The sequence below is a fragment of the Micromonospora desertarenae genome, assembly GCF_056150265.1.
Window position 1 is genome coordinate 106,651 of record NZ_JAXCFQ010000009.1, and the last position, 11,850, is coordinate 118,500.

Sequence of the window (11,850 nt, forward strand, 5' to 3'; positions counted from 1 at the left end):
GCGGCAGCCAGCCGCTCTGCAGCTCTTCTGACGGCATTACGGGAGCACAACGCGGCGATCCGCCCGCAGTGGCGATCTGGTTTCGCCAACGCTGGATCCTCCCCGAACTGGGACGGGGTGCGTTGGCCGGAGCTGTGTTCGGCCGTCGGCGGATACCGGAGAGAGCGGTCGTCCGACTGAAGCGGCCGTGAGGGATAGGGAGAGGGACGCATACATGAGTTCCATCACGATGAGCAGCGAGGGCCTGCGTGATGCGATGGTCGACCAAATGGTCGCCGATCATGGGGCCAAAGGGCTGGTGATGCGGCCCGAGGTGGAGGCGGCGCTGCGCGCCGTCCCACGCCACCTGTTCACGCCGGATGCCGCGTTGACGGAGGCGTACCGGGCCGACCAGGCCGTGGTGACCAAGCGGATCGGCGACGAGGCCGTCAGCTCGGTGTCGGCACCGTGGCTCATAGCGGAGATGCTCGGTCAGGCAGCCGACGCCATCGACGGCGGGTTGCCCGGCCGCCAGGTCCTCGAGATCGGCTCCGGCGGATACAACGCCGCGCTGCTGCGCGAGCTGGTCGGCCCGTCGGGCTCAGTCACGACCGTAGACATCGATCGCGAGGTGACCGACCGGGCCACCGCATGCCTCGCAGCGGCGGGTTACGACGACGTGGCTGTGGTGTGCGCGGACGCTGAGCAACCGGTAAATCCGGGCTGCACATACGACTTGATCATCGTCACGGTCGGCGCCTGGGACGTTCCCCCGGCTTGGACCGCTCAGCTCGCCGGGAACGGAACGCTGGTCGTACCGCTGCGGACGTTCGGGATGACCCGTTCGTGGGCGATGCGTCGGACGGGGGAGCGGCTGGTCAGCCACAGCCAGCGGTTGTGTGGGTTCGTGTCGATGCAGGGCGCTGGGGCACATCAGGTGCGGTACGTCGACATCGCTGACGGGGTCCACCTGCGACTGGACGAGGACCAGCAGGTCAACCACCACGCCGTGGCCGAGCTGTTAACGCAGCCGCAGACACAGGCATGGGCCGGGGTGAGCCTGCCCCCTCGCACCGTCCTGGCTGATCTCGACCTGTGGCTGGCGACCCGCATCACCGATGCAGGGCAGCAGTTCGTTGTTCTCACGGCTCAGCAGGAGGCCGTCGATGCGGACGTCGTCGCCCCGGCGTGGCGCTTTGGCACGCCGGCCGCCCTTGACAACGGCGCGTTCTGCTACCGCTCGACGCTGCGCTGGACGGACGACGACATGTTCGACCTGGGCGCCTGTGCGCATGGGCCCGGCGCAGCGGTAGCGGCCGGTCGGATGGTTGGACACATGCGCGGGTGGCTGGATGCGGGCAGCCCCTCGCCGGTGCTGCACGTCCTGCCCGCTGGTACTCCCGACGGCGACCTGCCGGCCGGGACGGTGCTGGACAAGCGGCACAGCCGTCTCGTCCTCACCTTCGCCCCCGCATAGAAGGGAACGCACGTGAACGACACCGACGCCTCGGAGTTCGCCCTGGATGTCACCCTGGTCGACGCCGGCCCCACCGCGGGCGGCTACGCCACCGCCACCGACGACGGGTGCGGCTCCGGCAACACCGGCTCCAACGCCTGCACGACCAGGTGCGACGACGGCAACTGACCCATCCGTTCCTCTCACGATCGGGCCCGGCGTCGAACGCGCCGGGCCCGTCGATTCGGTGGTGCATCATGGTTCCCGCAGCTGGTGCGGCGCTGATACGGATCGCCGCCTACCCCAAGGGCCTCGTTCTGCCTGCCTGGCCCGACGTGGCCCACGGTCATCCGGATCAGTGGCGCGAGTGGCTGGACAAGACGTGGACGCTGCCCGGGTTCGCGGCAGCCGTTACCGGCGCGGCGCCGCACCTGGCCGACCAGATCCAACGCGCCCTCAGCGGTGAGCCGGTGCCTCAGCAGCGGCTGCGGCGCCTGGTGCAGTCAGCGCTCCGGTACCTGCTGCGCTGGACCACCCGTGCGACCCCGTTCGGCACGTTCGCCGGCGTGGCCCCGGTCCAGTTCGGCGCTCGCGCGACGGTCCGCCTGGGCGAGGAACATCACGCGGTCTCCCGCCCCGATGGCCAGTTCATCGCCGAGCACACCGCGTGGGCCGAACAGGATCTGGACACTCTGCGTGCCGTCGCGGTGGTGACGAACTCGTTGGGATACCGGCGCGGCGACAGGTGGGTGCTGCCATGTGCTCATGCCAGCGCCGATCGGCGGTGGGATGTCGAGGTCCGCCTGACCGGCCCGATCCGGGCGGCGATCCAGGTGGCGCGGTCCCCGGTCAGGTTCGCCGACCTCGCCGCGATGATCGCCGGACCCGCCAGCATGGCCGACGCTGAGCGGCTGCTGGCCGACCTGGTCCACACAGGGGTGCTGCTGTCGGCCCTACGCCCACCCATGACCGCCACCGACCCGGCCGCACACGTCGCCCGCCACTACGCCATCCCGGAGCCGGGCAACCGAGTCGCCGTCGATCTACGCGCCGACATCACGGTGACCCTGCCCCCGCCGGTGCTGCACGAGGCGGAGCGGGCCGCGTCGACGCTCGTGGCGGTAGCGCCACCTCACGCCGCCGGATGGACCGAGTACCACCATGCGTTCATCGAGCGGTGGGGTCCAGGAGCGGCTGTTCCCATCCGTGATGTGCTGAACGTGCTGGGGTTTCCGGCTGGCTACCGGGGATCTGCTCGCCACGCCCCAGCGCTGTTCACCGCCCGCGACCGGCTGCTCGGACAGCTCGCGCAGCAGGCCGCACTCGACGGCTGCGCCGAGGTGGTGCTCGACAACTCGCTGATCGACCGGCTGCGCGGGGATGACGACCGCCCACCGATCCCGCACACCGAACTGCGGTTCACCCTCGCCGCCGACACCCCGCACGATCTGGACCGCGGCACGTTCACCCTGACGGTGCTCAGCGGGTCCCGCCACGCCGGGGTCGCCGCAGCCCGGTTCCTGCATCTGCTCACCCCCGCCGAACTCGCCGGATTCCAGCAGGTCTACCGGCATCTGCCGACCGCCCTGCCCGGCGCGGCCCCGCTGCAGCTTTCCGGACCCCCGCTGGACGCCCGCCTCACCGCAGTGGCCCGGACGCCCGAACTGCTGCCCGTCCTTCCTCTCGGCGACTTCCACCCGGCACCGTCGTACACGGTCGAGGACCTGGCGGTGGCCGGTGACGGACGCCGGTTGTGGCTGGTATCGCCGGCAACGGGTCAGCCCGTCGAAGCGCTGCTGTTCAACAGTGTGCTGCTGCCCACGCTGCAGCAGCCGCTGATGCGGTTCCTGGCCGAGATCTGGACCGCATGGACGGCACCGTGCAGCCGGTTCGACTGGGGAAACGCCGGCGGCCTGCCGTTCCTACCCCGCCTGCGGCGTGGACGCACCATCGTGCACCCCGCCCGCTGGATCATCGACCACACCGCCCTTCCCGCTTCTGGCGCCGCATGGCCGCAGTGGCGCGTGGCCTGGCAGCGACATCGCCACCAGCGGCACATCCCGCAGCAGGTCCTGGTCGGCGACGACGACATCCGCCTATGCCTTGACCTGGACGACCCTGCCCACGTGGCGGTCCTGCGCGACCACCTCGACCGGCATCCCCGCACCGTGATCACCGAGGCTCCAGGGCCAGCGGGCTGGATCGACGACCGCCCCACCGAACTCCTGCTCACCCTCACCCACCCTGCACCAGCCGACCAACCAGCGCGACCAGCCCGAACCGCCACCACTGTTCAGCACTGGCCTGGGCGGTCACGGTGGCTGGAAGCACACCTACACGGCCGGCTCGACGACATCCTGACCGACCTCGCCGCCCGCCCCGCCGACCACCTACCAGCCGGCTGGTGGTTCCTGCGGTATCCCCACCCCGAGCCGCACCTGCGGCTACGCATCCCACTTTCGGACACCGACCGCTTCGCCGACACCGCCTGCCATCTCGCCGACTGGGTGCAGCACCTGCACGATGACGCCGTCATACACGACTACAGCCTGCACCCGTACCGCCCCGAAACCCGCCACGGCGCCGCAGCGGCCCTCGCCGCCGCCGAGCAGGTGTTCGCCGCCGACTCCTGTGCCACCCTGCACAGACTCACCGGCGACCGACAAGCCGCCACCGCCGCCGGGATGATCGCCATCGCCGACGGCTTCACCGGCGACGGGCCGCGCTGGCTCGCCACCCACCTCCCGCATAGGACCGGTCCCCGCCTCGATCCCGCCCAGCTCGAACACGCCCGGCGCCCGGTGCATGACGAGCGACTCGCGGCAGCGCTGGCCGCCTACCGCTCCTTGGTCGTCGATGACGGACTCGACCCCGACGAGGTGCTGGGCGGCCTACTGCACCTGCACCACGCTCGCATGATCGGTGTCGACCTCACCTCCGAGCGGCACTGCCTGCGACTGGCCCGAACCATCGCCCGCACCACCCTCTCCAGGCGTAAGCCGTGACCGCGGGACAGTCCCTCGCCGACGGCGCGGCCGGCATCGCCCTGCTGCACCTGGAAACCGGCAACCGGCCCGCAGCGTACGAGGCACTGCGCCACGCCACCGCCGGCGGCGTGAGCATCGCCGACGGGGCCAGCCTCTTCTACGGCGCCCCCGCACTCGCATTCGTCGTCGCCACCACCGACCACCCAGGGCTCGCCCAGGCACGAGCGGCCACCGCCGACGGCACCGCCACGGTAACCCGCCGACGGCTCGACGCCGCTCACCGCCGCATCGACCGACACCAGCAGCCGCACTACGCCGAGTACGACCTCATCCGCGGGCTGACCGGGCTCGGCGTCGTTCTGCGCCGGCTCGGCAATCACGACCTGCTCCGCCAAGTCCTGGACTACCTCGTCCGGCTCACCGAACCGCGAGGCGCGCTGCCCGGCTGGTGGTGCTGGAACGGGCCCGAACGCCGCCAGCCACCGCCCGTCGGCGGTCACGCGAACTTCGGCATAGCCCACGGCATCACCGGCCCACTGGCACTGCTCGCCCTCAGCCACCGCGACGGCATCACCGTCGCCGGACACACCACGGCGATCAACCGCATCAGCCGATGGCTGGACACCTGGCAGCAGCACAGCTACGGCACGATCTGGTGGCCGCAAACCATCACCCTCACCGACCTACGCCGCGGAACACCTGCCCAGCAAACCCCGCTCCGGCCGTCCTGGTGCTACGGCACCCCCGGCATCGCCCGCGCCCAGCAACTCGCCGCACACGCCCTGCGCTACGCCACCCGCCAGCACGTCGCGGAGACCGCGCTCATCAGCTGCCTCACCGACCCCGAACAGATCCGGCGGCTCACCGACCGAGGCCTGTGCCATGGCACCGCCGGACTGCTGGCCACCGCCCGCCGCGTCGCTTCCGACGCCCTCACCCCAATACCCCTGGCAGCCGCAGAAGATCTCCACCGGCAGGCGACCCCCGCCGCCGACGAGCCCGAAGGGCTTCTCGACGGCAAGGCAGGAGCCGACCTCGTCACCGCCGCCGCCACCGCATGGGACGCCTGTCTCCTCCTCTCCTGAGAAAGAGCTGCCGTGGACCACACCCCCTGGCAACAGGCCAACATCACCTACCCCGGCCAGACCGCCCGAGAGCGCGAACAACACGGAATCGCCCACCTCAGCCGAGTGCTTCCCAAAGCCGAGACCGACGGCCTGATCACCTCTTGGTGGTTCATCCGCAAAGGCGCCTGGCGCATCCGCTACCAACCCACAAACAGCCCAGACAGCGAAGACCACGCCCGCCCGCTACTCACCGAAGGGGTCAACTGGACCAGCGACATTTACGAACCCGAAACTCACGCGTTCGGCGGCCACGACGCCATGACCACCGCGCACACGCTGTTCCACCACGACAGCCGCCACCTCCTCACCTACCTCCACCAGCTCCCCAGCACCCGGCGCGAACATTCCCTGATCTTGTGCACCGCCCTGATGCGCGCAGCAGGGCTGGACCTCAACGAGCAAGGCGACGTCTGGGCACAGGTCGTCGAGCACCGCGCAGCACATCTCAACCAAGCACCCGCAACCGATGTCCGCACGTGGCAGAGCTTCACCGGAGACGTGCGGCGGCTGCTGCTCGGTGCGCCTCGCATCACCTCCACCTGGCACACCGCATTCGAGAACGCCGGCGCAGCCCTCCATCGTCAACGCGAAAGAGGCGGGCTCACCCGTGGCTTACGAGCAGTGATCGCCTTGCATGTGATCTTCCACTGGAACAGGCTCGGCCTACCCGCCATTACCCAAGCCACCCTCGCCCAAGCGGCCCAGCACGCCATCTTCGGCCTGCCCCATCCACACCTGCCGGACCAAGGCTAGACGCACCAGGAGGGATTGACCGATGCTAGGCGCGGCTGGCAGCCTCCTCCGAGTGCAGGTGCACGACGAGATCCGGGCGCTGGTCGAGGCGCTGACGCCAGCAGACGAGCTGGAGGCACAGCACCAGGCAGAGTGCCTGGCCTGGCTGGCCGAGACCCACGACATCTTCCGCAGAAAGAAGCCACGTACTCCATCGCCGCACCTGGTGGCGTACTTCCTGCTGCACGACGAGACGGACGGCAGCGTGCTGCTGGTCGACCATCGCAAAGCCGGAATGTGGCTGCCCAGCGGCGGCCACGTTGAACCCGGAGAGCACCCAGCCGAGACGGTACGTCGGGAGGTGATGGAGGAACTGGGTGTGCCGGCAGTGTTCCATCCGCGCTTCGGCGAGCATCCAACCTTCCTCACCGTCACGCGGACGGTTGGTCCGCGAGAGGAGCAGCACGTCGATGTCAGTCTTTGGTTCCTGCTGAGCGGCAGCCGCCATCAGACATTGGTCCCCGACTCCGGCGAGTTCCGCAGCGTTCGGTGGTGGACGCCGGAGGAGGTGGCGGACGCCGACCCGGCAACCGTCGAACCGCACCTGGGCCGGATGTTGGGCAAGCTGGGATCCTTCGCGCGACGGTAAGCGCCATCGCAGGGAGACCAGCCTGATCTCCTCATCCCTCGATCGCTGTGCCCGTTGCGTGCCCGTTAGCGCGGATCCGACTCACCGATGCCCCAGGGGAGGCACCATGTCCGCCCACGGCCAGTTCACCTGGCGCTCGAACTGACCCGGCCTGCGCCTGGCCCTGGGCTCACCTCTCGCCGAAGTACCCCTCCTCCTCGCCGAGCAGCAACGGCACGTCGTAGATCGACATGTCCGGCCGGGTCCTGATGTACCGGACCCGGTGTCGCCACCGCTGGTGTTCGAAGGCTACGTCAGCGTCGATCTCGACCACCGTGGTGGGGTCCACCTGTACATATGGCAGTGGTTCGGGCCGGTCCAGTTGCCCGGACCAGGACGGCGGCAGTGGCTGCGGCCAGGGATGCGCCGTTGCGCCGCGGCGCGGCATCGCGCGGACCGGGGACAGCGCGGCCGCGAGCTCTGGCCGCTGTGTGGGGTTCAGCGGGTGGGTGCGGCCGGTGTATCGCAGCGTTCCTCGCCGGTCGAACCGGCCGAGCAGCACGGTGTCCGGGTCGCGGAGGCTGCCGGTCACGCCACCGACGATCGCCTCGGTGGTGATCCGGGTCCGGTACTTCCACCAGCCGCGCCGGCCAGGCTCGTACCGGCCGGTCGACCGTTTGCTGACAACGCCTTCGATGCCGGTGGCGACGGTCCAGTGCGTCAGCCAGTCCGCGACCTGCCGCATGTCCGCGGTCTGCGGGGTGAGGGTGAGCTGCGCTGGCGCGCCGGAGAGCAGTTGTTCTAGCCGGCCGCGCCGCTGCGACAGCGGGCGGTTCAGGTTCACCTGTCCACCGGGGTCGGCGAGCAGGTCGAACAGCACGTAGTGGGCGGGGCACTCGCGGGCCAGGTGCAGCAGGTCGCGGCCGGCGGTGACGCGCCGCTGCAGCTGCGCGAAGTTCGTTCGGCCGCCCTGCAGCACGATCAACTCGCCGTCGACCACCGTCCCCGGTGCTATGACCGCGCGAACGGCCCGGGTGATGTCAGGAAAGTAGGTGGTCAGGTTGCGGCCGGCCCGGGATTGGAGATACACCCCGTCGGCGTCCCGGAAGGCGATCGCACGCCACCCGTCCCACTTCGGCTCGTGAACCAGCTCTGGGCCCTCGGGTACTTCGTCGACCGGCGCGGCGAGCATCGGCGCGACCGGCCGGCGCAGCACCGGTTCGGCGCCCGCCTCCGCCCGGCGGTGGGCCGGGCTCACCGCGGGATGTGAACGCTGATCATGTCCGCCCCCTGCAGATCATCGTGGGGGAGCGACGACCACTCTCGGGTGAAGATCCGCGACAACGAATGCCTACGGCCGCAGGCGGATGCCAGCGGCGGGGGCGCCAAGGCCACCATTGGGGCAGTCGGGGACCGCTTGGACACGTGCCAGGCGCCTCTTCGTGCGGATCATGACCTACGGCAGCTGGCCGGCATAGCGGAAGGTGGGAGGCTCGCCGTCGCTGCCCTGCCGGACGTACCGGTAGTGGATGACCGGGCCCGCCTGGTCGATGGCGCCGACGTATGCGCCTGTCTGCGGTAGGTCGACAGCGTGGGGCAGGGACCCGTCGGCGCCGGTTTCCACGGGCATGATGCGGCCGTCGATCGGACCACCAACGAACCACGCCTCGACTGCGGGCATCAGCCGTCCCCCTTCTGTTTCATCCTTTGCGGGCTACCGCGGGCCACAGCCTCCGCGGCAGGCCATTTCGGCCCCTCGGCGACCCAGAAAGGGCGGTCGGAGTACCTGCCACCGGCCGTCGCCACCATACGCAGGGATCGATCTCCCTAGCGAGGGCCAAACATCACGGCGAGGGCCGCCGCGATCGTTCGTCTTGTGGTTGCCCGCCTGTTACGAAATCACCGAACCGCGGCCATACTCATCGGAGACCGTCAACTTCCGCGCGGGCGGCTCAGGAGGTTCCCATGAGACTGGCTCGACTCTTCGCACCGCAGTTGGGCCTACGGCGCACCCGCGTCGCAGTAACCGTGATGGCGATGGTCGCCGGTGCCGGCCTCGTCAGCGTCGGCGCCACAGCGGCTGCGGCCACGCCCCCGGGCATCCCCTCGAAAGCCACCGCACAGTCGCAACTCAACGCCCTGCGAGTAGCGGCGCAGGGATCCACCAGCGGCTACTCGCGGGACCTGTTCCCGCACTGGATCACGATCAGCGGAAGCTGCAACACCCGCGAGCAGGTCCTCAAGCGCGACGGCACCTCCGTGGTCGTGGATAGCTCCTGCGTGGCCATCTCCGGTCGCTGGTACAGCCCGTACGACGGGGCGACCTGGTACGCCGCTTCCGATGTCGACATCGACCACGTCGTACCGTTGGCCGAGGCGTGGCGGTCGGGCGCGAACTCCTGGACGACCAGCCGTCGGCAGAGCTTCGCCAACGACCTGACCCGTCCGCAGCTGATCGCGGTCACCGACAACGTCAACCAGGCCAAGGGCGACCAGGACCCGTCGACGTGGCAGCCGCCGCTGTCGTCCTACCGCTGCACCTACAGCAAGATGTGGATTACCGTGAAGTACAGCTGGGGCCTGACGCTGCAGTCGTCGGAGAAGTCGGCGTTGCAGAGCATGCTCAACACCTGCAGCTCCTGACCGCGCACCCTGCTCCCGGCTATCCATAAACCGTGCCATGCCGACCCCAGGACGTTCGTCGCCGGACGAGTAACCGTCGGTCGTCTTCAACGCCTGGAAGCTTTCGTTCGATGGAGCATCTTCGTCGAGATTTAACTGCCAATCGTCGACCTATGCGGATCGGTGCGATCCCCGGTTGTCGCTGGTGCAACAGGCGGGGCGTACCATTTCCCCCCCGGTTCAAGCTCAACCAACGAATTCGCCGGGAGTGACCGCCATGGCTCGGAAAATGATCACCGTGCTGACCGACGATATCGACGGAGGACCGGCGGACCGGACCATCGAATTCAGCCTGGACGGTGCCGCCTACGCCATCGACCTGTCCGACCACAACGCCGGCGCCCTGCGGAAGGCCCTCGACGTGTACATCACCGCGGGCCGGCGCATGGGGCGGGGCGGCATCGACTCGGGTCGGGTGGCGCGACGCGCGCTGCGTCCCGCGACCTCCGGCAGCAGCAGTCGTGCTCACACTCGCGCGATCCGCGAATGGGCCGCCGAGAACGGCTACCAAGTCTCCGAACGGGGCCGCATCCCGACCTCCGTGGTAGAGGCCTACAACAACCGCTGAGCAGACGGGCAACTCAGGGCGCTGCCAGCAGGCCTCGTTTACAGCTGGCCCCGAACCGCCGACTTGGCAGCGTCGTGCGCCGGCAGACAGGCGTACCTCCCGGGCATGCGTGTCGCCCTCCTAGCGCTCCGCTTATTCGCAGCGATCCTCCGCGCCGCGCCCGTACGGCTGACAGCAGTCCGGCCGGTGCTGGTACACGCGCAGGTCCCGCCCACGAGAGCGGCCAATGTCCGACGTCCGCTCGTAGAGGCAGGAACCGCAGACCACAGCTTCGCCTCCGCCGACGACGACTCGCCCATCACAAGGCCCGCCACGCAACAACACCTGCACCTGACTGACGTACCACGCGAAGCTCCTTCGCGGTGGCGAGAACGGCCAAGGTGCCGAGGCAACACACCGGGCGCCGCAGTCGCAGCCGCTCAGTGGCGGCGAGACTTGGGGTGGGCGACATGCGTGAGCATCATGGAAAGCGCCACGCGTGGGGAGGGGCATCGTGGATCCGTACACCCTGGCTGAGGTGGATCAGTGGCTTGACTGGATCCATTCGCATCACGACGAGTTCGACTACCGGCACATCTACTTCGCCTACCTGGCGGTACGCATCGGCCAGCCCCGCGGCGGTGAGGTGACGATGACGATCGACCCAGACGGCAGCTACCTGCTCCAAGCCGGAGACGGCGATCGCGGGATCCGACTGGCGACCGACGGCGAGCGCGCCGCGTTCGCCGACCACCTGCGGCGGCGGTACTGCGGTGACCGATACCCGAGCATGCGGGAGTGGGAGGCAGCCCGGCACGCGGGCTACCTCGAGGACCGCTGGTGGATCTGACACCTGACAACGCCGCCCCGCTGACAGCCGATCCTCGGGCCGAACTCGCTGGCATCGGATGTCTCCAAGGACGCTGGTGCCAGGCAGCGAGCCGGCTTCGCTTGGCGAGGCCCAAGCTCACGGGCGGATCCGGCGTGTAGTGACGGGATGACGTGGGCGTCATACTCATGCTTGGCTATGCGTATGCAGGCGGGGGAGGCGCGGCCGGCGATCGACTGCGGCACCACCACCACGGTCGCGATGCTCGCCTGGCCCGGCGGCCACGCCGCCCCCTTGTCCTTCGACGGGACGACCCATCTCCCAGCGCTGTCTACGTGTCCGCCGATGGTGAGGTCTGGACGGGGCAGCGGGCGTGGCAGGGCGCAGCCGGGCAGCCGCAGCGGTTCGTGCCGAACCGCGCCTCCCCGCCGACGACGTCATCACGGTCGAGGAAACGCGTGTCGAGGCTGCCGAGCTGACAGCGGCAACCTTGCCCCGCGTCACCGCCAAAGCCGAACGCGTCGCCGGTGGCCCGGTACGGGATGTGCGGTTGGTGGCCCCGGCCGGGGGTGGCGACCACGCCGGCGCACATGGATGCGGCAGGTCGCTCACCGCGCTGGCCTGCCGCAGCCGCGTCTGGTGGAGGCCGACCGGTCAACATGGCGAAAGCGATAGGGATCGCCGCAGCCTTCGCCGAGCCGTACCGCTACACCCTGGTCAGAACAGCGGACTTCTACGACGACGCCGGATTCTGCGGGCCCTGCGACGCGCCGTACTGCCGCCACCATTGGAACGTCTCCAGCAGCGGTTACGGCACCTACCTCCGCGGCCACGGCAAGAGCATCGGCCCTCACTCGTGGCGCGAGGACCTCTAGCCGCAGGC

The 11,850-nt window shown here is 69.5% G+C and carries 13 protein-coding genes; 10 read left to right on the plus strand and 3 right to left on the minus strand.

The annotated features are described in order from the left end of the window. Positions 1 to 256: 256 nt before the first annotated feature. From fxlM to SM577_RS19655, 6 genes are all read left to right on the plus strand, one after another. Positions 257 to 1,456, plus strand: a complete 1,200-nt coding sequence (gene fxlM, locus SM577_RS19630) for a methyltransferase, FxLD system (RefSeq protein WP_474587740.1) — start codon at positions 257 to 259, stop codon at positions 1,454 to 1,456. A gap of 12 nt (positions 1,457 to 1,468) precedes the next feature. After that, on the plus strand, positions 1,469 to 1,624 hold the full coding sequence (gene fxlA / locus SM577_RS19635; RefSeq protein ID WP_474587638.1) for an FxLD family lanthipeptide: 156 nt from the start codon (positions 1,469 to 1,471) through the stop codon (positions 1,622 to 1,624). Between the two features lie 68 nt (positions 1,625 to 1,692). Then, a complete protein-coding gene (locus SM577_RS19640; protein ID WP_474587639.1) occupies positions 1,693 to 4,440 on the plus strand; it encodes a lantibiotic dehydratase in 2,748 nt (915 codons plus the stop codon). Then, positions 4,437 to 5,507, plus strand: coding sequence for a lanthionine synthetase C family protein (locus SM577_RS19645; RefSeq protein ID WP_474587640.1), 1,071 nt, complete (start codon positions 4,437 to 4,439; stop codon positions 5,505 to 5,507). The genes SM577_RS19640 and SM577_RS19645 overlap by 4 nt, the downstream gene beginning before the upstream one ends. 12 nt (positions 5,508 to 5,519) lie before the next feature. Continuing rightward, a complete protein-coding gene (locus SM577_RS19650; RefSeq protein ID WP_474587641.1) occupies positions 5,520 to 6,302 on the plus strand; it encodes a thiopeptide-type bacteriocin biosynthesis protein in 783 nt (260 codons plus the stop codon). Between the two features lie 52 nt (positions 6,303 to 6,354). Continuing rightward, positions 6,355 to 6,930 (plus strand): NUDIX hydrolase, encoded by a 576-nt coding sequence (locus tag SM577_RS19655; protein ID WP_474587642.1) that lies wholly within the window; start codon positions 6,355 to 6,357, stop codon positions 6,928 to 6,930. 169 nt (positions 6,931 to 7,099) lie between these two features. Here the strand turns inward: SM577_RS19655 and SM577_RS19660 are convergent, their stop codons facing one another. Beyond that, a complete protein-coding gene (locus SM577_RS19660) occupies positions 7,100 to 8,167 on the minus strand; it encodes an ATP-dependent DNA ligase (RefSeq protein ID WP_474587643.1) in 1,068 nt (355 codons plus the stop codon). A 198-nt stretch (positions 8,168 to 8,365) separates the two neighbouring features. After that, positions 8,366 to 8,590: a hypothetical protein gene (locus tag SM577_RS19665; RefSeq protein WP_474587644.1), complete on the minus strand. Its 225-nt coding sequence runs from the start codon at positions 8,588 to 8,590 to the stop codon at positions 8,366 to 8,368. Positions 8,591 to 8,874: 284 nt separating this feature from the next. On the opposite strand from SM577_RS19665, the gene SM577_RS19670 reads away from it, so the two are divergent. After that, positions 8,875 to 9,552, plus strand: coding sequence for an HNH endonuclease family protein (locus tag SM577_RS19670; protein ID WP_474587645.1), 678 nt, complete (start codon positions 8,875 to 8,877; stop codon positions 9,550 to 9,552). A gap of 256 nt (positions 9,553 to 9,808) precedes the next feature. Next, on the plus strand, positions 9,809 to 10,159 hold the full coding sequence (locus SM577_RS19675) for a histone-like nucleoid-structuring protein Lsr2 (RefSeq protein WP_474587646.1): 351 nt from the start codon (positions 9,809 to 9,811) through the stop codon (positions 10,157 to 10,159). Between the two features lie 132 nt (positions 10,160 to 10,291). On the opposite strand, the gene SM577_RS19680 is transcribed toward SM577_RS19675, so the two are convergent. After that, the gene (locus tag SM577_RS19680) at positions 10,292 to 10,489 is read right to left on the minus strand and encodes a hypothetical protein (RefSeq protein WP_474587647.1); all 198 of its coding nucleotides are present in this window, start codon (positions 10,487 to 10,489) and stop codon (positions 10,292 to 10,294) included. Positions 10,490 to 10,676: 187 nt separating this feature from the next. Here SM577_RS19680 and SM577_RS19685 point away from each other — a divergent pair, with 187 nt between their 5' ends. Both SM577_RS19685 and SM577_RS19690 read left to right on the plus strand, forming a co-directional pair. Then, on the plus strand, positions 10,677 to 10,988 hold the full coding sequence (locus SM577_RS19685; protein ID WP_474587648.1) for a hypothetical protein: 312 nt from the start codon (positions 10,677 to 10,679) through the stop codon (positions 10,986 to 10,988). A gap of 638 nt (positions 10,989 to 11,626) precedes the next feature. After that, a complete protein-coding gene (locus SM577_RS19690; protein WP_474587649.1) occupies positions 11,627 to 11,842 on the plus strand; it encodes a hypothetical protein in 216 nt (71 codons plus the stop codon). Positions 11,843 to 11,850 lie beyond the last annotated feature (8 nt).

Excerpts from the sequence above, each read along its gene's own strand:
- SM577_RS19690 (WP_474587649.1), top strand. The coding sequence starts at position 11,627 with ATGGCGAAAGCGATAGGGATCGCCGCAGCCTTCGCCGAGCCGTACCGC.
- SM577_RS19670 (WP_474587645.1), top strand. The coding sequence starts at position 8,875 with ATGAGACTGGCTCGACTCTTCGCACCGCAGTTGGGCCTACGGCGCACC.
- SM577_RS19675 (WP_474587646.1), top strand. The coding sequence starts at position 9,809 with ATGGCTCGGAAAATGATCACCGTGCTGACCGACGATATCGACGGAGGA.
- SM577_RS19640 (WP_474587639.1), top strand. The coding sequence starts at position 1,693 with ATGGTTCCCGCAGCTGGTGCGGCGCTGATACGGATCGCCGCCTACCCC.
- fxlM (WP_474587740.1), top strand. The coding sequence starts at position 257 with ATGGTCGACCAAATGGTCGCCGATCATGGGGCCAAAGGGCTGGTGATG.
- SM577_RS19665 (WP_474587644.1), bottom strand. The coding sequence starts at position 8,590 with ATGCCCGCAGTCGAGGCGTGGTTCGTTGGTGGTCCGATCGACGGCCGC.